Source organism: Helicobacter labacensis, from assembly GCF_003660285.1.
GTDB lineage: Bacteria > Campylobacterota > Campylobacteria > Campylobacterales > Helicobacteraceae > Helicobacter > Helicobacter labacensis.
In genome coordinates, this window is sequence record NZ_QXQQ01000016.1 from 1 (window position 1) to 24208 (window position 24208).

Annotated in this window: 21 protein-coding genes; 9 read left to right on the forward strand and 12 right to left on the reverse strand. The window is 48.3% G+C overall.

All coding sequences use genetic code 11. From position 1 onward, the window contains the following. On the reverse strand, positions 1 to 135 hold a 135-nt coding region (locus EAO33_RS05735; protein ID WP_162982218.1), incomplete at its 3' end, for a helix-turn-helix domain-containing protein. A gap of 42 nt (positions 136 to 177) precedes the next feature. Between EAO33_RS05735 and EAO33_RS05740 the strand changes: the two genes are divergently transcribed. Continuing rightward, entirely contained in the window at positions 178 to 381 is a 204-nt protein-coding gene (locus tag EAO33_RS05740) for a hypothetical protein (RefSeq protein WP_205589516.1), read from the forward strand. Between the two features lie 16 nt (positions 382 to 397). Here the strand turns inward: EAO33_RS05740 and EAO33_RS09480 are convergent, their stop codons facing one another. Genes EAO33_RS09480 through EAO33_RS05765 form a run of 6 tightly spaced genes read right to left on the reverse strand, consistent with a single transcriptional unit; the run spans position 398 to position 6539 of the window. Next, positions 398 to 1891 (reverse strand): protein phosphatase 2C domain-containing protein, encoded by a 1494-nt coding sequence (locus EAO33_RS09480; protein ID WP_235853088.1) that lies wholly within the window; start codon positions 1889 to 1891, stop codon positions 398 to 400. An 11-nt stretch (positions 1892 to 1902) separates the two neighbouring features. After that, positions 1903 to 2718 (reverse strand): hypothetical protein, encoded by an 816-nt coding sequence (locus EAO33_RS09485; RefSeq protein WP_235853089.1) that lies wholly within the window; start codon positions 2716 to 2718, stop codon positions 1903 to 1905. A 5-nt stretch (positions 2719 to 2723) separates the two neighbouring features. Continuing rightward, positions 2724 to 3245, reverse strand: coding sequence for an inorganic diphosphatase (gene ppa, locus EAO33_RS05750; RefSeq protein WP_120945826.1), 522 nt, complete (start codon positions 3243 to 3245; stop codon positions 2724 to 2726). Positions 3246 to 3253: 8 nt separating this feature from the next. Beyond that, entirely contained in the window at positions 3254 to 3826 is a 573-nt protein-coding gene (locus EAO33_RS05755) for an adenylate kinase (protein ID WP_120945828.1), read from the reverse strand. Continuing rightward, the gene (gene aspS, locus EAO33_RS05760; protein WP_120945830.1) at positions 3826 to 5574 is read right to left on the reverse strand and encodes an aspartate--tRNA ligase; all 1749 of its coding nucleotides are present in this window, start codon (positions 5572 to 5574) and stop codon (positions 3826 to 3828) included. The genes EAO33_RS05755 and aspS overlap by 1 nt, the downstream gene beginning before the upstream one ends. Positions 5575 to 5588: 14 nt before the next feature. Continuing rightward, the gene (locus EAO33_RS05765) at positions 5589 to 6539 is read right to left on the reverse strand and encodes a chemotaxis protein (protein WP_120945851.1); all 951 of its coding nucleotides are present in this window, start codon (positions 6537 to 6539) and stop codon (positions 5589 to 5591) included. A gap of 60 nt (positions 6540 to 6599) precedes the next feature. Here EAO33_RS05765 and ligA point away from each other — a divergent pair, with 60 nt between their 5' ends. Beyond that, positions 6600 to 8741 carry an NAD-dependent DNA ligase LigA gene (gene ligA / locus EAO33_RS05770; RefSeq protein WP_120945832.1) on the forward strand — a complete coding sequence of 714 codons (2142 nt, stop codon included), beginning with the start codon at positions 6600 to 6602 and terminating at the stop codon, positions 8739 to 8741. Between the two features lie 15 nt (positions 8742 to 8756). On the opposite strand, the gene EAO33_RS05775 is transcribed toward ligA, so the two are convergent. Genes EAO33_RS05775 through EAO33_RS05795 form a run of 5 tightly spaced genes read right to left on the reverse strand, consistent with a single transcriptional unit; the run spans position 8757 to position 14606 of the window. Further along, the gene (locus EAO33_RS05775) at positions 8757 to 9968 is read right to left on the reverse strand and encodes a sugar MFS transporter (RefSeq protein ID WP_120945833.1); all 1212 of its coding nucleotides are present in this window, start codon (positions 9966 to 9968) and stop codon (positions 8757 to 8759) included. Continuing rightward, positions 9952 to 11616: a glucose-6-phosphate isomerase gene (gene pgi, locus EAO33_RS05780; protein ID WP_120945834.1), complete on the reverse strand. Its 1665-nt coding sequence runs from the start codon at positions 11614 to 11616 to the stop codon at positions 9952 to 9954. The genes EAO33_RS05775 and pgi overlap by 17 nt, the downstream gene beginning before the upstream one ends. Next, complete coding sequence (locus EAO33_RS05785) at positions 11613 to 12599, reverse strand: glucokinase (protein ID WP_120945835.1); 987 nt, start codon at positions 12597 to 12599, stop codon at positions 11613 to 11615. Before EAO33_RS05785 ends, pgi begins: the two co-directional genes overlap by 4 nt. Further along, complete coding sequence (pgl, locus tag EAO33_RS05790; RefSeq protein ID WP_235853090.1) at positions 12580 to 13293, reverse strand: 6-phosphogluconolactonase; 714 nt, start codon at positions 13291 to 13293, stop codon at positions 12580 to 12582. The genes EAO33_RS05785 and pgl overlap by 20 nt, the downstream gene beginning before the upstream one ends. Further along, on the reverse strand, positions 13278 to 14606 hold the full coding sequence (locus EAO33_RS05795) for a glucose-6-phosphate dehydrogenase (RefSeq protein WP_120945836.1): 1329 nt from the start codon (positions 14604 to 14606) through the stop codon (positions 13278 to 13280). The genes pgl and EAO33_RS05795 overlap by 16 nt, the downstream gene beginning before the upstream one ends. Before the next feature lie 91 nt (positions 14607 to 14697). On the opposite strand from EAO33_RS05795, the gene edd reads away from it, so the two are divergent. From edd to secF, 7 genes are read left to right on the forward strand one after another with little or no spacing between them, the layout of a single operon-like run. Continuing rightward, positions 14698 to 16488 carry a phosphogluconate dehydratase gene (gene edd, locus EAO33_RS05800; protein WP_120945837.1) on the forward strand — a complete coding sequence of 597 codons (1791 nt, stop codon included), beginning with the start codon at positions 14698 to 14700 and terminating at the stop codon, positions 16486 to 16488. A gap of 10 nt (positions 16489 to 16498) precedes the next feature. Continuing rightward, complete coding sequence (locus tag EAO33_RS05805; protein ID WP_120945838.1) at positions 16499 to 17128, forward strand: bifunctional 4-hydroxy-2-oxoglutarate aldolase/2-dehydro-3-deoxy-phosphogluconate aldolase; 630 nt, start codon at positions 16499 to 16501, stop codon at positions 17126 to 17128. A gap of 7 nt (positions 17129 to 17135) precedes the next feature. Then, on the forward strand, positions 17136 to 19922 hold the full coding sequence (locus tag EAO33_RS05810) for a RecB-like helicase (protein ID WP_120945839.1): 2787 nt from the start codon (positions 17136 to 17138) through the stop codon (positions 19920 to 19922). 8 nt (positions 19923 to 19930) lie between these two features. Beyond that, positions 19931 to 21253 (forward strand): sodium/proton antiporter NhaA, encoded by a 1323-nt coding sequence (gene nhaA, locus EAO33_RS05815; RefSeq protein WP_120945840.1) that lies wholly within the window; start codon positions 19931 to 19933, stop codon positions 21251 to 21253. Positions 21254 to 21298: 45 nt separating this feature from the next. Continuing rightward, positions 21299 to 21613, forward strand: a complete 315-nt coding sequence (gene yajC / locus EAO33_RS05820; protein ID WP_120945841.1) for a preprotein translocase subunit YajC — start codon at positions 21299 to 21301, stop codon at positions 21611 to 21613. A gap of 3 nt (positions 21614 to 21616) precedes the next feature. Further along, the gene (secD, locus tag EAO33_RS05825) at positions 21617 to 23242 is read left to right on the forward strand and encodes a protein translocase subunit SecD (RefSeq protein WP_205589517.1); all 1626 of its coding nucleotides are present in this window, start codon (positions 21617 to 21619) and stop codon (positions 23240 to 23242) included. Beyond that, positions 23229 to 24200, forward strand: a complete 972-nt coding sequence (secF, locus tag EAO33_RS05830; protein ID WP_120945842.1) for a protein translocase subunit SecF — start codon at positions 23229 to 23231, stop codon at positions 24198 to 24200. Before secD ends, secF begins: the two co-directional genes overlap by 14 nt. Positions 24201 to 24208 lie beyond the last annotated feature (8 nt).

A 24208-nucleotide genomic window follows, 5' to 3' on the forward strand; every position in this document is an offset into this window, starting at 1 on the left:
GCCATTTTGATAATTTTCTCTCCACTTAGCCAGTCCCCAGTTATAAGCTAATCTAGCACACCCAAAAGCCTTTCTAAAGTGGGTTTGGGCTTTGTTGTTGGGTTGTAGTTTAATCTTGTGTGTGAGTTGTAACATTATCCTCTACCACGGCTTGCATTTGTTCTTGAGATCCATGGGGTGTTTGTCCAAGAGGTCAAGCCCAATTCCAAAGCCGAAGAATTAGGTTTCAAACATGGGGACATCATTAGCCAAATTGAGATGATCGCGGTGCACAATATTGAGGATTTCAACCACGCCATGATCAAGTATAAAAACATCCCCAAACGCTTCTTAGTCTTTGATCCTAGCTTGGGTAATTTCAAACAGATCATCGCCAAGTAGGGCGCGCTAGGCGCGCTTAAGCTTGGCTTTTGTTTATACTGGGGGGAGTTTGCACAAATACTTTTAGTTTCTGCTCTGAGGGGCTTAAAGGCTCTGTGCTTTCTCTAACCAACATGATCACACTGCAATCATCGGTTGTTTTTTCTTTCACGCGTGTTTCTAGCAAGTTTTCTAGGGCACTTTGGACTTTTTGTTGCAACCCTGCCACACGCGCGACATTCATGTAATCTTGCAAAGTGCTTGCTACTTGGAGATATTGTGTAGCCCCGCTAGATAGCAAGACAAAACCGCCCACATTCTCACCATCTACACTGCCTTTAAATACCTTAGGCGTGGAGGTGTTGCAATCCATGGTTTTTAATTGGCGATTCTCTAGTATCCCACACATCCCATCTCCTAAGTGGAATAATAGATAATAATGGGTATCCATGGCGACTGCAAGCACGCTACAAGCAAAATCGTGCGGATCGCAGGTTTTATTTTGGATAGCTTGTTGGAGTTTTGGCAAAAGGCTTAGAAGTGTGAAATTAAAATGCGGAGCGGGGGATGAAGATTCTTGCAACTCTCTTTGCAAGCGTTCTATGAGTTTTTGTTCTGTATTCCAGTGTTGCTCTAGGCGTTGCAAACAAGATTGCACAAAGACAATGTCTAATTGGTCTAGGTCGTGGATATGGTAAGAAGATTGGGCTTGCAGGGCATAAATGCAGGGCTGTAGAGTAGCATAGCCTATAACCAATGCTTCCAAATCTTGGCGTAAAATTTTCTCTAACGCCACAACTTCGTGATGGAGGGCTTGGCATTGTTCTAAGCGCTCTTGCATATTCTTAAAATCTTGGGCTTGGGTTTCTAGGGTTTTGATGTGCTCCAAAAGGGTATCGTATTTGGGTGCGATCAAAACTTCTCTAGTGGAGGCACTGTGGGACGGTTGGGGGCTATTGGGTTTATCTGAATTATCCTGCAACCGGTCGGGCAAGCTCGAGCTTAAAGCCTTGAGATCATGCTCAAGTTGTGCGCTTTGCGCGGCGTAGTCCCCATAGAGTTTAAAGTTTTTTTGTAGGTTCTCTTTTTGGGTGGCTAATAAAATACTTTGCAGGGTTTGCCAAGTGTGGGGCGCGCCCAAGCTATCTAGCTTGCTTTGCAATTTGTCTAAATTGAAACTTAAATCTTCTTCTAAGAGCAATACATCGCGTTTTAGGGTTTCAAAACGCGATTCCAGGCGCGCGCATTCTTGTTCCTTAGTGTTTATCTCTGTTAAAAGCCGTTGTTGGCACATGTGTAGATGGGTGCTGGCTTGTTTGATCTGCGCTTTGATGTGTTCAAGGTGTTGGTGGTGCTTGATGCGTGCAATTGCCATGATCGCAAGCAAAGAATGTAAATGCGCCCAACTCCAGTTGCTAAACGCCACATCTCCCACTTGCCTTAAAAACGCGCCATAGCGTTCGGAACACAAAGAAGCGCTTAGATCGAGTTTATCTTTGTGGTTTTTTATCGTGGCTTGCGCGCGCGCCAAACAGAAGTCTTTTAGACTGTTAGGGAGAACAAAGGCTGTGCATTGGGGGGGGGGGGGGGTAAGAAGGCATCTTGCAGGGTTTGGAGTTTAGCCTGGGCTTGTTTTCTGGCTTTAGAACCAAAGAGGCAATGCCAACACCTCTTAAGCCATCTCTTATTCTTAGTCCTAGCCTCTTTTATGCTATGTGCGAGCGCCTGGTATTGTTGTTCTAAGAAATGGGCTTGCTTGAGATTGACAAGCGTGAAACACATCTTTGCAACCTCGTCTTTTAAATTTTTGAGCGCGCTTACCAGCTTGCCAATCCCAAGCTGGTAATGCTTGCCTTGAGAGGTCTCCTGCCATGCTCTAATCTCAGTTTTGAGACCCGCTAGGGCGGTGGAGATTAACTCTTGGGCGTTATTTTGCCTTTGCTCTTGATCTGCTTGCAAGCGTTCTTGGAGGGTCTGCGTGGTGTTTAATAAGGGTAGGTGCCATGTTTGTTGCCATGTTTGCACCGCCTGCACTTCCTCTAAAATAGCCTGTAAAATGTCCTCAATCTCATCTTTATCCTGCTGGAGGGTGGTTGTGTGTTGTTTGGCAAGCTCTTGTAGGGTTTGCTGGATGTGTTCTGCAATGGCTTGGCTAGTGGGGTGGGTGGTCTCAGTGTAACGCGCGAAATTTGCGCGCAGGTCTTGCGCCACAGCTTCTCTTAGCCTTGACGCGCCCAAGTGAGAAAATCTAGCCACGCCGGTAACAAGGACTAGGATCGCGATTTGAAAATCGCATGCGCAGTAGGGTTTGTTTTGCCCTTGTGTGCCACAGCAGATAGCATGCCAATCTTTAAACATGGGCATTACTTCTTGTAATCCTCTATGGCTTTTTGCAAGACTTCCCTAGCTTGGGCTTTGTTGCCAAAGCCTTTAACCTTGACCCATTTGTCTTTTTCTAAATCTTTATAGGTTTCAAAGAAATGTTTGATTTTTTCTAGGGTGATGGGGGGTAAATCCTCTAGGCTTTGGATTTTAACATAGCGCGGATCGATTTTTTCTGTGGGCAGGGCTAAGAGTTTTTCATCTACCCCGCCCTCATCTTCCATAAACAACACCCCGATTAAACGGCATTTGATCACACTCCCTGCCTGCAAGGGGTCTTCATTGAGCACCAAAATATCAGCCGGGTCGCCATCCCCGCCCAAAGTGTGGGGCACAAAGCCGTAATTAGCCGGATACACCATAGAAGGGTAGAGCACGCGATCGACTACAACCGCGCCACTTTCTTTATCCACTTCGTATTTCACTTTTGAGCCATAGGGGATTTCAATGATCGCATTGATCGCATCGGGGTTTTGTCCGGTTTTGATGTGCTGGATTTGCATGATTGTCCTTATAAAGTGGTTTTGATGTGTTGTTCTATATCGCTTACAATCTCCTCAATGCCCCGCTCTCCATTGATTTCTTGATGCACCTCTAGGGCTTTGTAAAACTCTAAAATACTCTCTAAAGGCTCTCTATACACCTGCATGCGCTTGTTAAAAACCTCTATGTTGTCATCATCTCCCCTTGAGCGTCCTAACACGCGCTCTCTAGCCACTGGTTCGCTCACCTTGACTTCTACAACGCCCTTTAAGCGCACTTCTTCTTGAGCTTTAAGCATGCGATCTAAAGCCTGCATTTGCTCTACACTGCGCGGGTAACCATCTATGATAATGGTGTCCTTAGGGGCGTTTTTAATGGCGTTGATGATTGTATCTACTACAATTTCTAAGGGCACTAAATCGCCCTTATTGGTGTATTGGGCAATTTGTTGCCCGCGCTCACTCTCTTTGGCGATCTCAGCGCGCAAGAGATCGCCAGTAGAATAATGCACCATCTGCGCGCTATTACGCTGGGCAATCAGCTGTGCGTCTGTGGTTTTGCCACTCCCGGGCGCGCCAATAATCAAAAATAGGTTTTTCATCAATGTTTCCTTTCAGGGTTTCTTAAACGGATATGCAATTCTCTTAATTGCTCCTCAGAAGCGCGGCTAGGGGCTTGGCTAAGCAGGCAGGTAGCCTTTTGGGTTTTGGGGAAGGCGATCACATCGCGGATACTGGGCACTTTAGCCAGTAACATCACGAGGCGATCCAGCCCTAAGGCAAAGCCCGCATGGGGGGGCGCGCCATAGCGCAATGCCTCTAAAAAGAAACCAAATTTTTCTTGCGCCTCACTTGGGCTAATGCCTAGCAACTCAAAAACCTTAGCTTGAATCTCCTCTTTGTGGATGCGCACACTCCCCCCGCCCAACTCTACTCCATTGAGCACGATGTCATAAGCGATTGAGCGCATCTCCTCTAGGTCTTCATTTTCTAAATCTTTGGGCATGGTAAAGGGGTGGTGCGCGGCACTGAGTTTGCCCTCAGCACTCTCAAACATAGGAAAATCTAGCACCCACAAGAGATTAAAGGTGTTGGAATCAATGAGGTTTAAATCCTGTCCTAATTTCAGACGCAAACGCCCCATGTAATCCCAGACGATTTTTTTTGCCCCCGCACCAAAAAAGAGAATGTCCCCCACCTGCGCCTGCGTGCGCGCTAAAAGCTCTTGTAGGCACTCTTCACTTAAAAATTTTACTAAAGGACCTTTAGCCCCCTCTGCTTTGATTTGCAAATAAGCTAGCCCCTGTGCCCCAAAGCCACGCACAAAACTCTCTGCCTCGCTCAAGTATTTACGGCTAAGACTATCCCCCCCGGGCACGCGCAAAGCTTTAAAGCGGTTCTTTTTAGGATCGCTAGCGATCTTTTTAAAGATGTCATTGCTAGAATCCACAAAGAGATCGCCCACTTCTATTAAGGGCAGCTCAAAGCGCAAATCGGGCTTATCGCTCCCGTATGTCTCCATTGCCTCCATGTAGTCCATGCGTTTAAAAGGGGTCGCTACCTCTATGCCCACGCTTTTAAAGACGGCTTGCAGTAGAGTCTCAGCCACTTGCAACACATCCTCTTGGGTGCAAAAGCTCATCTCCACATCCACTTGGGTAAATTCGGGCTGGCGATCGGCGCGCAAATCCTCATCTCTAAAGCATTTGACAATCTGGTAATAGCGATCCATGCCCGCCACCATTAAAAGTTGCTTAAAGAGTTGGGGGCTCTGAGGCAGGGCAAAGAATGCGCCATCATGCACACGGCTAGGGATTAAGAAATCTCTAGCTCCCTCGGGGGTGGTTTTAGCCAACATGGGGGTTTCTATCTCTAAAAAGTCCAAACTATCTAAACAATCGCGCACTGCCTTAGCCACACGGCTACGCATTTTAAAGATTTCATAACTCTTAGGGGCGCGCAAATCCAAAAAGCGGTATTGCAAGCGCAAATCTTCATTCACGCTTGAATCCCCAATGGCAATGGGGGGGGTGAGACTCTTATTTTCAATACGCAAGCTCTCTAGCACCACCTCCACCTTACCGGTTTTGAGTTTGGGGTTTTCTAAACCCTCCCCTCTCAAGCGCACGATTCCCTGCGCAATCAAAACAAATTCATGGCGCACTAAATTAGCCTGCTCATAAGCGCTCGAATTAGGATCGCACACCAATTGCACTAACCCGCTTTTATCGCGCAAATCAATAAAGATCACCCCCCCATGGTCGCGGTAATTATGACACCATCCGCACAGCTCTACCCTCTGCCCCAACAAAGATTCGCCCACTTGGGCGCATAAATGCGTCCTTAACATCAATTTCCTTTTATTCAGACTTGCAAATACGCGTGCAAGAGTTCTTGAATTTCATCTGGATGGGATTTGATCACAAAGCCATCGGCATGCAAAGAATCAGCAAGCTGTTTATTAGACTCGCTACTCATCGAAGAATTGATAATCACGGGCAGGTGCTTGGTGCGCGCGTCCTCTTTAATGCGCTTGAGCACCTCAAAGCCAGACACGATAGGCATTTCTAAATCGGTGATCACCGCCCCCACTTGATCTAACATATTGTCCTCAAATAGGCGTTTGAGTAGGGCTTCTCCATTGGCAAAGCTCTCGTATTTGAGATGGAGATTTTCCACGATCTTTTTTAGATTTTTCATCGCCACTTGGGAGTCCTCAGCGATGAAAATTAGTTTATCGCTTTTAATAGCCTCCACAAATTGCGCTTTGAGATAATCCAATTCTTGCAAATCCGGGAAGGTGTCTATGAGCATACGCTCCACATCTAAGATTTGAATCACGCGATCCTGTTCAAAACGCGTGATCGCGCTCACCTTACCCCCCGCTCCAAAGCCCTGTTTATCCCCCACACTCACATCGCTCCAATTCTTATGCACAATGCGCTTGATCGCAAAGATTTTTAACCCCACCACACAGCTAGAAAATTCACACACGATCACCAAATTTTCTTTACTCTTGATGGAGGCATCGCCCAAGTCTTTATTGGGGTTGCTAGGCTCATAGTGTAACCAACGCCCCACATCAATCAAGGGCACTGATTCCCCCCTAATGGTTAAAAAGCCCACCATCATGCCCTCATTGCCCCCCACAGTTTCGGTAACATCGCCATCGTAATAAATGATTTCACGGATTTTAAAGATATTGATCCCATAGAGTTCAGCGTCATTATTGGAATCATCGCTCAGCGTAAAACACAGAAACTGGGCTTCGTTATTCAAATGCAAAGAGATCGTGGTGTCCACATCGCTAATCACACTCATCCTTTGTCTTAATGAAAGTCCGCTATAATTTTTCATTATAGCAAAGACTGGACAATGATACAAACTTTTCACGATTACCAAGTTCTTATAGAACAACTCTGCCAATACGCCTACCACTACTATGTACTAGACAATCCCCTCATTAGCGACTTTGAGTATGATAGCCTCTACCAGCAAGCCCTCACATACGAACACGCCCACCCCGAGCAGATTTTAGAACACTCCCCCACCCAGCGCGTGGGCGGGGCTTTGCTTGCGTATTTACCCAAACACACCCATTTAGAGCGCATGTGGAGTTTAGACAATGTCTTTGATGTAGAGGGTTTGCGAACTTGGATAACACGCATTTTTAAAGTTTATCCCCATGCTAGTTTCACCTGTTCGCCTAAGCTCGATGGGGTTTCTCTCAATCTCTTTTACGATCAAGGCAAATTAGTGAGCGCGACAACGCGGGGCAATGGCATAGAAGGCGAATTAGTTACCCACAACGCTAAGACTATCCCCTCAATCCCCCTGCGTATCGCCTATATGGATCCCCTAGAAATCCGCGGGGAAGTTGTGATCGAGAACACAGATTTTGAAAATCTCAACGCGCAACGCCTAGATCAAGGACAACCCCTCTTTGCCAACGCTAGGAATGCCGCTGCAGGGAGCTTGCGCCAGCTCGATCCCAAAATTTGCGCCGCGCGTAAACTCACTTTTATGCCTTGGGGTTTGGGGCATTGCCACCCTAGCAAACCTAGCTTTAAGGCGATGATGGAGACGATCATGGGCGATGGCTTTTTGCCCACACGCTTTATCGCCTGCGCCCATTTAGCAGACATCGAGCGCGCTTACGCCACATTGCATGCCCAGCGCGCGCACGCCCAAGTGGGTATGGATGGCATGGTGGTGGTGGTGGATGATTTTAGCATGCAAAGAGAATTAGGTTTTACCCTCAAAGCCCCCCGCTTTGCTATCGCCTATAAATTCCCTGCTCTTGAAAAACACACCAAACTCCTGGGCATTGTCCCCCAAATTGGGCGCACGGGGGCGATCACCCCTGTGGCGATCTTGAAACCCATAACACTCGATGGAGCGCGCGTTTCCAAAGCCACACTGAATAATTACACGGAAATCCAGCAAAAGGGCTTTATGCTCAATGACATGGTGGTGGTGATTAGAAGTGGAGATGTGATCCCCAAGCTCATCAAGCCCCTAGAACACCTACGCGATGGCTCACAAACCCCCATTATCCCCCCCACACATTGCCCCGCCTGCGCCACTCTTTTAGCCCAACAAGAGCTCAAGCATTGCCCGGTTTGTAAGATGTCCTTGCTCTTGCAAAACAAGCCCAATTTCTGCCCCACCTGCCATGTCTTTGTGCGCAAATACGCCAAAAATGCCCTAAGCACGCGGTGTTTAGCGTGTGAAGGGGCGTTGGTTTGCAAGCCCTTTTGCCACCGTTGCGCGCGCGATCTTAGCCATAGGGATCGCGCCCTGTTCTGCCCCAACCCCCACTGCCCCCCCAAGATCAAGGAAAAAATTGTGCATTTTGCCTCTAAACATGGCTTAAACATCGCCGGCTTGGGCGATAAAGTGGTGGCGCAATTACTAGAGGCTAAACTCATTAGTAATATTGCAGACCTCTACACCCTCAAACTAGAGAGTTTATGCGCCCTAGAGGGCTGGAAACACAAGCGCGCCCAAAATCTCTTAGAGGCGATCGCCAACACCAAGCGCGCCCCCTTGTGGCGTTTGATCAACGCGCTAGGAATCGAGCACATTGGCAAGGGGGCAAGCAAAGCCCTAGCCCAAGCCTTTGGCTTAGAGGTGTTTGCAAAACGCGCGCAGGATTTTAGAGCCTTGCCGGGTTTTGAGCATAAAATGGCTGGCGCGCTGGCGCGATTCTTGCAGGACAATGGGGCTTTGCTAAAATGTTTGCTTGCGCTTATAGAACCCACACCCCCGACTTCTTCTCAAGAATCCTCTATGTTCAGCCAAAAAAACATCGTGTTGAGCGGCACTTTTAGTATCTCTAGGGAAGCCTTGAGCGCGCGTTTAGAAAGTTTGGGCGCGTGTGTGAAAAGCAGTGTGAGCGCGAGCACCCACTTACTCATTTATGGAGATAATCCGGGGAGCAAGCTAAAACGCGCCCAAGATTTAGGGATTGCCACCATGGATCAAGCCCAGCTATGGCGCGCGCTCAAACATTAACCCCTCCTTTGTAACCTAGTCCCTATCTGAGACGACTTTATAGCCCTGTAAGGCAAAGAAGATGATGTAGAAGTAGCACACCATGGGCACTAGAAAAGAGACAATAAGCCCCATACTATCGGCTACCAAACCTTGCACGGGTGGGATGAGCGCGCCCCCGACAATGGCAATACAGATGAGCCCAGAGGCTTGGCTGGTGAATTTACCTAGATTTTTAGTCGCTAGAGAGAAGATGGTGGGGAACATAATGGAATTGAAAAGCCCGATCGCCAATAGGACATAAATAGTGGCATGGCTATCAAAGATAATAGCCAGCACCAACAAGAGCGCGCTCATGGCTGCGTTGAACGCCAAACATTTATTAGGCGCGATCTTAGCCATGATTGCGCTCCCTAAAAAGCGTCCTACCATCGCCCCGCCCCAATAGAAACTAATGAAGTGCGTGGCGGTTTTGCTGTCCCAACCTGCGACCTGTTCCATCGTGTTGACTAAGAAAGTCCCAATGGAAACTTCTGCGCCCACATAAAAGAAAATGGCTAACGCCCCAAAAACTAGGTGGCTGTATTCAAACATACTCTGCTTGCCATCGTGGTTTTCCTCACTAATTTGCTCCGCGCGCTCGCGCACATCGGGCAATTTGAGCAAGTAGAACACGACAGCTAGTAAGATCGCCACCCCGGCAATGATCAAGTAGGGCACTTGCACGGATTGGGCTTCTTTAACCTTATCCACCACTTCAGCCGTGCCAGAGATGATGAGCAACGCCCCAAAGTGTGGACCTAAGAATGTGCCTAGTGAGTTGAAAGCCTGCACCAAAGTGAGGGCGGTGGCTTCCTTGCCTGGGGCTAGCAAAGTTACAAAGGGGTTACCCGCGGTTTGCAAGAGCACAATCCCGCTCGCTAGGACGAAGAAAGCGCCCAAAAAGATGGGATAAGAAGCCATAGAAGCGGCCGGGTAAAAGAGGACACAGCCCAAGGCGGTGATTAAAAACCCCCCCACTACCCCAGCCGGGTAGCCAATCTTATCTAAGAGTTTCCCAAAAGGTCCCCCCATGATAAAATACGCGCCAAAGAAACAAAATTGGATCAAAGATGCCTCAAAGTAGTTTAACTCAAAGATTTTCTTCAAGTGGGGCATCAAAGCGTCGTTGAGCACTGTGATAAAACCCATCATGAAAAACAATCCCGTCAAACTGGCCAGGGCAAAATTATTATTCTTTGTCTGCATGTAAAACTCCTTTATTGTAGGTTTTATAAAGATGGATGAGATGTTGTGTTGAGCTGTCATGGGGGTTTTGTGCGCTCCCCTCGCGCAACTGGGCTAAAATGTCCTTAGCTAACTCCTTGCCCAATTCCACCCCCCATTGATCGAAACTATTGATGTCCCAAATAGCCCCCTGCACAAAAATTTTATGTTCATAAAGCGCGACCAAATTCCCAATACTCCTAGGAGTGATCGCATCTAATAAGATCATATTGCTGGGGCGGTTGCCCGAAAACACCCGGTGAGGAGCAAGCGCGCGCGCGCTGGGAGCGTCCATGCCCTTGTCTAAAAGCTGCTTGAGCGCTTGGTTATAGTCCTTACCTTTCATAAACGCCTCCGCTTGGGCAAAGACATTGCTAAGGAGTATTTCATGGTGGCCGGGTAAATTGCCCTCCTTACTCAAAGAGGCGATAAAATCAATGGGGGTTAAATGCGTGCCTTGATGGAGCAGTTGGAAAAAAGCGTGTTGGGAGTTGATTCCAATATCCCCCCAAATAATGGGTCCGGTGTCATAATCCACCACCTCCCCCCCCAAAGTGGTGCGTTTGCCATTGCTCTCCATGTCTAACTGTTGGATAAATCTAGGAAAATAACGCAAATATTGATCGTAAGGGGCGATCAAGTGGCTACCCGCATCAAAAAAATTCACATACCAAATCCCTAGCAGGGCTAAAATCACGGGCATGTTGTGTTCAAAGGGCGCGTTTTTGAAATGCACATCCATCTCGTAAGCCCCCTCTAGTAGTTCTTGAAAATTCTCCTTACCTAGATAGATCATAATAGAAAGCCCAATAGCCGACCACAAACTATAACGCCCTCCCACCCAGTTCCAAAACTCAAACATGTTAGCCGTGTCGATCCCAAAATCTTGCACGGCTTGCTTATTCGTAGAGACCGCTACGAAGTGCTTGGCAATGTGGGTTTCATCATGGGCATGGGCTAAAAACCACGCGCGCGCGCTCAGGGCATTTGTTAAGGTTTCTTGGGTAGAAAAAGTCTTAGAAGCCACAATAAAGAGCGTGGTTTCTGGGTGGATCTTATCTAGCACGCTTTGGATTTGAATCCCATCCACATTAGAAACAAAATACATATTCAAGCGCGGGTGGGCATAGCGTTTTAAAGCTTTGCACACCATCAACGCGCCCAAGTCTGAACCCCCAATGCCAATATTGACCACATCGGTGATGATCTGATTGGTGTAGCCTAGCCAGTGCCCGCAACGCAGAGCATCGCTAAAGTCCGCCATGCGCGCAAGCACCTCGCGCACTTTGGGCATCACATCTTGCCCATCTACCATGACTTTTTCGCAGGACTGGTTACGCAGGGCGGTATGTAATACCGCGCGCCCCTCTGTGGTGTTGATCTTTGCGCCTGAAAACATGGCTTGAATTTTGCGCTCTAGGGCGCATTCTTTTGCTAAATCTTGGAGAAGTTCCAAGGTTTCATCATTGATGCGGTTTTTAGAATAATCTAAAGACAAACCCCCCACTTTGAGAAAATAACGCGTGGCGCGTTTGGGATCACTAGCGAATAGATCTTTCATGTGCGCTTGCTTTAAGGCTTGGAAATGCGTTTCTAAGGCTTTGAAAGCGTTTAAGGCGGTCAAACTCATGGATGCACCCTTAGGTGGTTATCCAACGCCACAGCCACACCCTTTAAACCCGGGTGTTTAGAGAGCACCACATAGACGGGGATAGCCGCCAAATACGCCGCAAAACGCCCCTTGTTTTCAAAACGCAGACGGAAGGGCGAGGTTTTAAAATAATCAATGAAGCGCGGGATAATCCCCCCAGAGAGATACACTCCCCCGCGCGCTCCCAAGATCAAAGCCATGTTAGAAGCCACCGTGCCTAGAATGGTGCAAAAAATATCCAAAGTCAAACGGCATAGGGGGGATTTGCCACTGAGCGCTTGTTGGCTGATAACTTCAGGGGTCATTTGGGGGGGTTGCATCCCCTCTCTATCAGCTAAAGCGGCATGGATGAGCACCAGCCCCGCCCCGCTTAAAAAACGCTCGGCAGAGACATGCCCATACTTTTTACGCGCATAATGCCAGATCATAATCTCCGTGTCATCAAAGGGCGCAAAACTCACATGCCCCCCCTCGCCCGCTAGAGCGGTGTAAGAGCCATCGCAACAAGGGATGAGCGCGCTCACTCCAAGCCCTGTGCCCGGACCTAAAACCAGCTTGGGGGCATGCAACTCGCACGCGCTCCCCCCCACTTGCAATAACTCTTCTGTGTTGAGCTTGGAGAGGGCGTAAGCTTGGGCGGTGAAATCGTTGATGAGGATCAACACCTCTAATTTCAAAGCTTGACGGGTGGTTTCAATGGAAAATGCCCAATGGTGGTTGGTCATTTGCACCCAATCGCCCACTACAGGGTTAGCGATGGCGATGGCGGCGTATTTGACGGGGGGGTTATTGGTCTTGGCTAGATAAGCCTTGATCGCATCCACGACGGTGTTATAATCCTGACAGGCAAACACCTCAATGCACTCAATTTTATCAGGGGCGACCTCTAGCCCAAAACGCGCGTTTGTGCCTCCAATGTCAGCTAAGAGGCGGGGGTAAGTTTTATCGGGTGTAGAAGACATGGCAGTTTACCTTTTTAGAATGTAAGATAAAAGAAATGGGGAGTTTGGGGTTGATCCCCTTAGCAGCCTCATCAAAAACCCTGCGCTTCTCCTCCCCTGAGATGAGCAACCAAGTTTCTTTACAACTCTCTAAAGCGTGCAAACTCATGCTAATGCGCTTGTGGGGGGCATTTTGAGGCGTGGTGAGCACAAGGGGCTGGGTGGTGCTTAGGGCGTGTTCGTATTCAGGCGCATCGGAGAAAAGCGAGGCGGTGTGCCCATCCAAACCCATGCCAAGCAGGGCTAAATCAGGTTGTTTGTAACTCTCGAGGGCTTTTGCTAAGATCATCTCGGGGGGGAGACTAGCATCTGTAACTAAGGGGGTAAAGGGTGCTTCAATTTTAAATTTAGAGCGCACTTTGTCTAAAAAATGTCTATGGATCAAGAGCGCGTTGCTATCCTTATGATCGGGGGGGACAATGCGATCATCTACTAGAGCATAAGTATAGTCATCCCACCGCTCGAGTCCTGCCATATACTCTAAAAAAGGGATCGGGCTTTTGCCCCCTGAAAAGGCGATATGGATTTGGTGATCGTCTGTGGCAAAGTTATACTCTAGATCACCCGTGAAAAAAGAAATCCAAAAGGCAAAATCATTCATAGGATCACGGACATTACCCTTACCAAGCTCAAAAAAATTCACATCTGCCTCCACGCGTGCCCATCTCTCTCTAGTAGATCAAAGGCTTCTTTGGGACCAAAACTCCCCGCTGGGTAGAAATACAAGGGAGTTTCATTTGCCTGCCATGCTTGCAAGATGGGATCAAGCCACACCCACGCGGCTTCTAATTCGTCTTGGTGGTTGAAGGCACTTTGATTAGAGTCAAAGACATCTAGAATCAAGCGTTGGTAAGCGTCCATGCCACTCTCTAAGGCTGTTTGCAAGGTAATGGGGGCTAGATTCAAAGAGATCGCAGGGTTGGGCTGGATGGTAAAGATGAGAGGACTACCCCCCTTAAAGCTAACCACCACTTGCACAAAAGAAGCACCCATGCGCTTGCCCGTGCGCAAATAAAAGGGCACACCCGCCCACTCGGAGCGCGCAACCTCTAATTTGAGCGCGACAAAGGTTTCGGTTTGGCTATTAGGATGGACATGGGGTTCTTGACGATAGCCTACAAAATCTCCATGTGCGCTGTATTGGGCACGCACCACTTGGGCTAAGAGGGCTTGGTGATCTAGGGGTTTGAGGCTTTGGAGCAAGGCGCGTTTGGCTTGGCGGATGGAGGAGGCATCTAGATTTGAGGGCAGGGGCATGGTGAGCAAAGTGAGCATTTGGAGCATGTGGTTTTGGAGCATGTCGCGCAAAGCCCCCATAGGATCGTAAAAGCCCCCCCGACTCTCCACCCCCAAAGTTTCGCACACACTCATTTGCACATGATCGACATGGTCTTTATGCAAAAGGGTTTGTAAGAGCGCATTAGAGGCGCGCCAATGCAAGAGATTTTGCACACTCTGTTTGCCTAAGTAATGATCGATGCGATAAATCTGGCTTTCTTGGTAGTGCTGGGCGATGCTTTGATGGATGGCGCGCGCGGAGTGTAGATTCACCCCTAGGGGTTTTTCTAAGACAATTTTGACTTCAGGGGCATTTAGCCCTACTTGGGCTAAGTGTTCGCACGCGATTGCAAAAAACTCCGGAGCGATAGAAAAATAAATAATCGTATTGGGGTGGAGAGGACGCTTTGTAAGTGCCTTGAAATCCTGCGCTTGGGTTAAATCCATCGCTACATACTCAATGTGTTGGGTAAAACTTTCCCATAATGTCAAATCAAGATTTTTAAGATGGGGTTTTGTTTTGGTGTCTAATAGGTGCAAAAACTCTGCTTGGCTAAGACGCGAACGCCCTGTAGCCAAAATACTAGGGGTTAATAGTTGATCCTTGTAAGCTTTATAAAGGGCAGGAAAAATCTTGCGCAGGGCTAAATCCCCCGTTGCGCCCAGCAAAATAAAATGACCTTCACGCATACAAATCCTTAAAAGCCCACCTAGGGCATGGGATACTTTTACCAAAAAGATAGCATACTTTAGGCGCACACTACACGCATAAGGATCGCCAATGGCACTAAAAGCCCTAGAGCATGTTACAAAAATAATCAGAGAACGCAGCAAACCCACCAGAGAAGCCTATTTAGAGCACATTGCTGGGCACCAAGGCAAGATCGCCCGTAAAGACTTGGGTTGTGCTAACCTTGCCCACACCTACGCAAGCATGCCCGAGCATATCAAAACCCAGATGAAAGCAAGCGATCGGCGTAATTTTGCCATTGTCTCGGCTTACAATGACATGCTCTCTGCCCACCAGCCCTTTAAAACCTACCCCGATCTGCTCAAAGAGGAGCTAGCTAAACATGGTTTGAGCGCGCAATTTGCCGGAGGGGTACCGGCGATGTGTGATGGGATCACGCAAGGCTATGAGGGCATGGAGCTTAGTCTCTTTTCGCGCGATGTGATCGCGATGAGTAGCGCGATCGCGCTCTCTCACAATGTCTTTGATGGGGCGTTTTATTTGGGGGTGTGTGATAAGATCGTGCCCGGGTTACTCATTGGTGCGTTGCATTTTGGGCATTTGCCTAGTATTTTTGTGCCCTCAGGTCCGATGACTAGCGGGATTTCTAACGCGCAAAAATCCAAAACGCGCGAACTCTTCGCCCAAGGTAAGATCACGCGGGACGCATTGTTAGAGAGTGAAATGCAATCTTACCATTCTGTGGGCACTTGCACTTTCTATGGCACAGCCAATTCTAACCAAATGATGGTGGAGCTGATGGGCTTACACCTACCCAATTCGGCTTTCATCAACCCCAACACTTCTTTAAGGCAAGCCCTAGTCAAGGCGGCTGCGACACACATGGCAACTCGAGAAGTCAAGCCTATCGGGGTGTTGTTGAGTGAAAAAAATATGATCAATGCGATGGTGGGCTTGATGGCAACCGGAGGCTCGACCAACCACACCATTCACCTCGTGGCAATCGCCAAAGCCGCGGGGATTGTGATCAATTGGGATGATTTTGATGCGATCTCTAAACTCACCCCCTTACTGGCGCGCGTTTATCCTAATGGCAAAGCCGATGTGAATCAATTTGAGGCAGCCGGAGGTCTGGCGTTTATCGTGCGCGAATTGTTGCGCGCTGGGCTCTTGCATGAAGATTGTGAGACGATCGTAGGAGTTGGGCTAGAGGCTTACACTAAAAACCCCTATCTGTTAGAGGGCACTCTCACTTATAAAGAGGGCGTATTAGAGAGTTTAGATACCAACATTGTGCGTCCTGTTAAAGAGCCCTTTAGTGTAGATGGGGGCTTAAGAACCCTCAAAGGTAATCTAGGGCGTGCGGTGATCAAAATCTCTGCTGTGGCTGAACAACACCAAAAAATCCAAGCCCCCGCTCTTGTATTTCACTCCCAACAAGAGTTTTTAGATCGTTTTAAACAAGGGGATTTGAATCGCGACTTCATCGCAGTGTTACCCTATCAAGGACCACGGGCTAATGGTATGCCCGAGTTACACAAACTCACCCCCATTCTAGGCACACTCCAAGATCAAGGCTTTCAAGTGGCTTTGCTCACCGATGGGCGCATGAGCGGAGCATCGGGCAAAGTGCCTGCGGCGATCCATTTGAGTCCAGAAGCCTTGTTAGGTGGCGCGATCGCGCTCTTGCAAGAGGGTGATGAAGTGCTTTTGGACGCTAAAAAGGGGGTTTTGCAAGCACTTGTCAAGCCTACAGAGTGGGAGGCTAGAAAAGCCAACCCCGCGCCACGCGATCATTTTGGCAGTGGGCGTGAACTCTTTTTTGGGTTTAGAAGTTTAGCTAGTAGCGCGGAGAGTGGGGCTACCAGTTTTGGAAATTAAGGAGTCATCAATGCAAGCACAAGAAGTTTTAAATTGTGGGAAAATTATCCCCGTGATCACTTTGCAAGACCCTAAATGGGGTGTGCCCCTTGCCAAAGCCCTTTTAAAAGGGGGGATCAAAATTTTAGAAATCACCTTGCGCACAGCAGGCGCGCTAGAGGGGATTGCCTTGATTGCTAAAGAAGTCCCTGAGGCGATCGTGGGAGCGGGCACAATTTTAAATGCCTTCATGTTAGAGCAGGCAAAAAAGGCAGGCGCGCGCTTTGCTATTAGCCCGGGGATTAACGCCAAATTCGCCAAAGAAGTCCAAGGAGCTGACATCGCTTTGATCCCGGGTGTGGCGAGCGCGGGGGAATTGATGTTGGCTTTAGAATATGGCTTTGAGGCGTTAAAACTCTTCCCCGCTGAAGCGGTGGGGGGGGTAAAATTGCTTAAAAGCTTTAGCGCGCCCTTTAAGGGGGTGCAATTCTGCCCCACCGGGGGGATTAGCTTAGAGAACATGGGCGCGTATCTAGCCTTAGAGAATGTTTCTTGCGTGGGAGGCTCATGGCTCACCCCTCAAGATTTAATGGCAAAGGGGCAATGGGATCAAATTACCCAGATTGCTAAGCAGAGTGTGGCGCAGGCGAGTTTGCTATAATAACAGGATGAAAAAACCCATTAACACGGATCCCCATTTAGTTTTGCGTGCCTCAGCGGGGAGCGGGAAGACTTTTGCGCTCGTGTTGCGCTATGTGGCGTTGCTATTGAAGGGCGCGCGTGCCCATGAGATTTTAGCCCTCACTTTCACCAATAAGGCGGCTTTGCAGATGCAAGAGCGCATCACTCAGGCTTTAGAGGACCTTTTAGTCGATGGGCAAAGTGGGGGGGAGGTGTTTAAAAACGCCGCCCTCTTAGACGCGTTGGCACAACAATACGCCCTTGATCGCCCCACTATCGCGCACCTTATTCCCAAAGTTTACGCGCAATTCTTACAAGATGATGCCCAGATCATGACCATTGACGCGTTTTTGCAGAAGGTGTTACGCAAGTTTAGCTATTTTGTGGGGGTGAGCGCGTCTTTTAAAGTGAGCCATTTGGGCGCAGAAGACAAGATGCTAGGCTTTTTAAACACACTTAGCACCAAAGAGAAGAGTCGCTTAGAACTTCTATGTGTGAATCTACTGAGCGCGGGCACAAGTTTTAACGCCCTTTACGCTTTGGATTTTATCTTGACCCTCTACTATAGCGGAGTTGACATCGATGCTTTGCAACGCGACACACATGACTTAAAGGCGTTACAAGAGCAAATTGTCCAAGAAGCGCGCGCGCTCCAAGAGAAAATCCTCTTGCGTGTTAGCACCCCAAGCGCTAAAAAAGCCCTCAAATGCGACTCCATCCAGGATATTTTGGGCTGTGTTAAACCCATCACACAGGGTGCAGATTACTTCTATTATAAAAAAGCCAAGCTCCAAGATCTAACCCCGGATTTTCAAGCCTTGCATGCCCTCATTGTGCGCTATTACCAAGCCCAAGAACGCGCCGTTTTTAAAGATTTGCACTATTTTTTAAATCGCTACCAAACCCACACCCACAGCCCCACAGCTCTCGATTTCAACGCGATCGCGCTCAAAACCCACACTTTATTAACCCGATTGCTAGATAAAGACTTTTTCTACTTTAGACTAGATAGCCGTATTAGCCACATTTTAGTGGATGAGTTTCAAGACACCAGCGTGTTGCAATACCAAATTTTGCAACCCTTGATCGCAGAAATCAGGGCAGGCAAGGGGCAGAATCTAGCCCAGCGGAGCGTGTTTTTTGTGGGCGATGCTAAGCAGAGCATTTATGGCTTTAGAGGGAGCTATAGCGATCTCTTCGCGCAGGTGTGCGATCAATTCCCCAGCAAACCCTTAATCCACAATTACCGCAGCGATCGCGTTGTGCTAGACTTCATCAATGAGAAATTCAAAGCCGTTTTTGAAGGTTACCAAGTCCAAAGTGCGCATGCTAAGGCTCAAGAAGGCTATGTCAAGGTATGCCAAGTTTCTAAGGACGATCGCTTGAACACACTTTGCCAAGAGGTGAGCGCGCTCTTGCAAGCCCAAGTAGACCCCTCAGAGATCACCATCCTCTGCTTTAAAAATGACGATGTTACCACCATCAAAAACCATCTATTGGAATCTAAAGACCCTATCTTAGAGGGAATCCCCATCATTAGCGAAACAGACACGCGCCTATTAGCCCAAAGGGAAGCAAAAATTTTAATGCACGCCCTCAAGCACGCCCTAGCCCCCCAAGCCCACAAATCCTACCACCGCGCATGCATGCTCAAATTGCTAGGTATGCCCTTGAGTGCCTCTTTGGATTTGCCCGATTACAACACCAATTTAAGCGCCTTTATTTTGAATTTTATGCGCGCTTTTGGGCTTTATAGCCCCCCTGCGCGCCACTTTTTAGAGCTCTCCTTAGCCCATCATGACAGCGCGCGTTTCATAGAGAGCCTTGAAAAAGAGGATCTGGGTTTTAGCCATCAGGGCGCACAGGGGATCAAGGTGATGACGATCCACAAGTCTAAGGGCATGGAGTTTGGGCATGTGCTTGTGATCGAGCCTTTCAGTGGCGACAAACCAGATACCTCTAAGTTTTTTACCCTCTATCTTGAAAAACGCCTCAAGCCCTTTTATCGGCAAAAGCAACGAGAATATTTTGATCCGGATTACGCTAGGGCGTTGCAAATTTTTAAAGAACGCAACGCCAAAGAGAAGCAAAATGTCCTCTATGTCGCCTGCACACGCGCCAAGCACAGTTTGATTATTGTGCAACAGACAGAAGGAAGCGTTTTTAAAACCCTAGATCTCCAGCCTTTCACACAAGGTACTATTGCTCCCAGCCCCACTCCCCCCAGCGCGCCCTCACTAGAGCATACCCCCGCTTTGCTAGAGAATCAACGCGCCTTTGGCAGACAAAATGATCACTTACTACAAGAAGAGGAAAACCCACAACTCTCCAGCCAAGCGCTTAGATTCGGGGAAGTCTTGCACAAGGCTTTAGAATTGCACTATGGCTATGGCGTAGCTTTGGGCGATCTTGCCCCCTATTTGCACCACCATTATAGCTTTATGGGCGTGGATATACCCCAAGTGCTGGCGCGTGTGCAGGCTTTGCAAGCCAAGAGCGCTTTTCAGGCGTATTTGCAAGCGGAATTGCGCGCAGAAGTGTGCTTTAAAACAGGTCAACAAGTGTGGCGCATGGACATGCTAGCTTGCGATCCACCCACCAAAAGGCTTTATATTTTGGATTACAAGAGCGGAGAAACTTACCAGCACAAGCACCGCCAACAGGTGCTAGGTTACCAACAACGCGCCCAACATCTCTACCCCCATTGCCAAGTACAAGGTGTGCTGATCTACGCTTTGGAGTCTGGCGTGCAGGTGCGCCCCATTTCTTTATAAGGACAGCGATGACACAACCGCCCAAGAATCTTTTTTTAGACTTCGTCAAAAGCGAATCCTTCAGCGGGATTTTTCTCTTCATTAGTGCCGTGTGGGCGATGATCTATGCCAATTCTTTTTTGTCTGCCTATTATTTTGAATTGTGGCACACCCAAGTGGGCTTTAGCGTGGGGGAACACCACTTTAGCTTTTCTATCCACGATTGGATCGATGATGTGCTCATGGCTTTGTTTTTTCTCTTGGTGGGACTAGAGATCAAGCGCGAGGTGCTCTATGGGGAGCTTTGCGGGTTTGCCAAAGCTGCTTTTCCAGTGATTGCCGCTTTGGGGGGCATGATCGTCCCGGGCTTGATTTATCATAGTTTAAATGCGGGCACAGCTAGCGCGCATGGCTTTGGGATTCCTATGGCTACAGATATTGCCTTCGCCTTAGGCGTGATCTTGCTCTTGGGCAAACGCGTGCCCCCCGCGCTCAAAGTCTTTCTAGTAACTTTAGCCGTAGCCGATGACTTGGGCGCGATCGTGGTGATTGCGATCTTTTATAGCTCTAATTTACACATGGTGTGGCTAGCTGGATCGGGAGGGATTTTGCTAGCATTAATTTTGCTAAATATACTGGGGGTGCGCTATTTGTGGGCGTATTTACTCTTGGGAGTGGGCTTGTGGATCACCACGCACAATAGCGGAATCCATGCTACCATTGCGGGCGTGGCGTTGGCATTCACCATTCCCATTAAAATTACCCAGCGCAAACAAGTCGTGCATAGCTTTAGCGCGATGATGGAGAGTTTTAAAAGCGCGTTCAATCCCAAGACGCATAGCACCAACAAACCCCTAGATCAAGACCAACGCGACATTCTCTACGCCCTCCAAGACGCGACTAGAAATCTACAAAGCCCCCTAGAGCGCCTAGAGCACGCTTTGCACCCTTATAGTGCTTACTTCATCATGCCCTTGTTTGCGCTAGCTAATGCGGGGGTGGCTATTAGCAAGGAGCTCAATTTTAATGTGGATGAAATCCTATGGGGGGTGATTTTAGGGCTAGTGGTGGGCAAACCCATTGGCATTTTTGCTATCACCTTTTTAGCTGAGAAACTTAAAATCGCCAAACGCCCCGATGGGGTGAGTTGGGCGCAGATTTTAGGAGCAGGCATGCTAGCTGGCATTGGCTTTACCATGTCGATGTTTATGTCTAATCTAGCCTTTAATAACGAAGACGCGATGGAGGTTTCTAAGATCGCCATCTTGTTAGCTTCTCTTGTTGCTGGGGTGCTAGGCACGCTGTATTTGGTGGTGATCCATAGAAAAGAAAATCTTAAAGCCAAGCCTTAAGTAAAGTTATTATAATTGGGGTTTTGAATCTCACAAGGGAGTTATATGGGTCAAACTAAGGAAATTCTCACTTCGCTCTTGCCTTTATTGGTGCTCTTTGCGATCTTTTATTTTCTCATTATCCGCCCCCAGCGCGTGCAGGCAAAAAAGCATAAAGAAATGCTGGAGGGCTTGCAAAAGGGGGATAAAATCGTCTCTCAAGGCGGGCTTATCTGTGAAGTGATCAAGCCAGAAGCCAATTTTTTTAAAGTGCGCTTGAACGAAGGCTTAGAAGTCAAGTTGGCTAAAAATTATGTCGCTTACAAGCTAGATGAGGAATCCACAAGTAACCCGGTTTCTTTAAAGAAAGAGGCGCAGTAGTCTTTGGGGCGGGTGTTTAACGCGCGCTTACTGGTTTTTGTGATCGCGCTTGTCTTTGGCGTGGGGCTTTCTTTGCCTAGCTTGTTGCAGACCAAGGGACCTAAGATCACGCTAGGGCTAGATTTAAGGGGGGGTTTGAGTTTATTATTAGGGGTGCAACTTGAAGAGGCGCTCAAGAACAAATACACTTCCATAGCTACCTCCCTAGATTACGCCTTTAAAGAACAAAATATTTTAGTCAAAGATTTGCGATCCTCTCTGCAGGGCGTGGAGTTTGAGCTTTTAGACCCCGATGAAACTAAGGCTTTAGATAAAATCTTAGAGGATTTTAAAAAAGAAGGCGTGCAGGTTGAGCGCACCCAAGAGCACTACACCCTCTCTTTGGGTTTTGAAAAGACTCAAGATTTTCAGCACCAAACCCTCTTGCAAGTCATTAGCACCATTAGAAACCGCCTCGATCAATTCGGGCTTGCTGAACCCACGGTCTTACAGCAGGGCAGGGACGCGATTTTAGTGCAATTACCCGGCATTAAGACCCTCGCAGAGGAGCAACGGGCTAAGGATTTGATCACTAAATCCGCGCATTTGCAGATGATGGCAGTTGATGAGGAGAAAAACCCCTATTTGGCAGAGTTAAGCCCGGAGGAAATCCATAAACTAGACGATGTGATCTTGTCCTATGCGCCCCAAAGTGGGGGAGCAGGTCAGTTACTCTTAAAGGCGATCCCTATTTTAGATGGAGAAATGCTCACAGACGCGCAAGTGGCTTATGATAAAAATAACCAACCTGTAGTGAGTTTTAGTTTAGATTCACGGGGGGCTAAGATTTTTGGGGATTTTTCAGGCAACAATGTGGGCAAGCGCATGGCGGTGGTCTTAGACAATAAAGTTTACTCAGCTCCCTATATCCGCGAGCGCATTGGGGGGGGGAGTGGGCAAATTAGCGGGAGCTTTAGTGTGGAGCAGGCTAGCGATTTAGCCATCACGCTTAGAAGCGGATCTTTGAGCGCGCCCATTAGCGTGTTAGAAAAGCGCATCATCGGACCTAGTTTGGGCGCAGATAGTATCCGCACCTCTTTAATCGCGCTAGCGGGGGCGTTTATTCTAGTGATCGCCTTTATGATTTTTTACTACTCTATGGCGGGCGTGATCGCCAGTGTGGCATTAGTGGTCAATCTCTTTTTGATTATCGCGGTGATGGCACTCTTTGGGGCAACTCTGACTTTGCCGGGCATGGCAGGGATTGTGCTCACCGTGGGCATGGCAGTGGATGCCAATATTATCATCAATGAGCGAATCCGTGAAGGGCTTAGGGGCAATGAAAGCGTGGTGCAAGCCCTGCATTCTGGCTATGCCAACGCCTCGCGCGCGATCTTTGACTCCAATCTCACCTCTTTAATCGCCTCCTTTTTACTCTATGCCTATGGCACAGGCTCGATCAAGGGCTTTGCGCTCACCACGGGCATTGGCATTTTAGCCTCCATTCTAACTGCTATCATTGGCACACAAGGTTTTTACCAAGCCATCGCCCCCAAACTCTCTAAAAAGAAGGGGCTTTATTTTTGGTTTGGGATTAGCTTGAGCGCACGCCCTAAACCTCCCAAAAAGGTTAAGCATGGAACTCTTTAAGCGGGTGCGAGTCTTGGATTTTATGGGCTATGCCCGCTTCACTCTGCCCCTCTCGGGTGTGGTGGTGTTGGTGTGTTTAGGCTTGATGTTTTTCAAGGGCTTTAATTTAGGGGTGGATTTTTCTGGGGGGAGTGTGGTGCAGGTGCGCTTTGAAAAGGTGGTTAGTGTCGCCAAAGTGCGCGAAGTTGTTTCTACCCAATTTAAGGGGGTGCAGGTGAGCGAATTTGGCGCACCTGAGGAGATGGTGATTAAAATCCCCTTGCTAGCTAGGCAAAATGGGGCTAAACAAGATTTAGGCGTGCAAATCAACCACTTACTTAGCCCCCTAGGCAAGTTTGAAATTCGCAAATTGGATAGCGTGGGACCTAGAGTAGGGAGCGAGCTCAAGGAAAAGGGGGTGTTGTCGCTGGTTTTGGCTATCATCGCGATGATGCTCTATGTGAGTTTTCGCTATGAGTGGCGTTTTGCCTTAGCTGGGGTGTTGGCTCTAGCCCATGACACTTTAGTTACGGCGGTGAGCGTGATTGTCTTTAACATTGATCTTAACCTAGAGGTGATCGCCGCTTTGCTGACCTTATTGGGTTATTCTATCAACGACACCATTATTATTTTTGATCGCATCCGTGAGGGCATGCTTGCGCGCAAACAACAGGATTTAAACACCCTCATTAACCAAGCGATCTCTAATACTTTAAGCCGCACCCTTTTAACCTCGCTCACGGTGTTTTTTGTCTTGGTGGTGCTCTATCTCTTTGGCTCTAAAATTCTTGTAGGCTTTTCTTTGCCTATGTTGGTAGGCACGATTGTGGGGACTTATAGCTCGATTTTTATTGCGCCAAGATTGGCTGTGTTATTGGGCTTTGATCTGGGACGCTACCATGACAACGAACTCAAAAAACTCAAGCGCAAGCAAGAAAAAGAGCGCCTAAGACAGCTTTACGAACACGGGCGCGTTTAAGGGAGTGT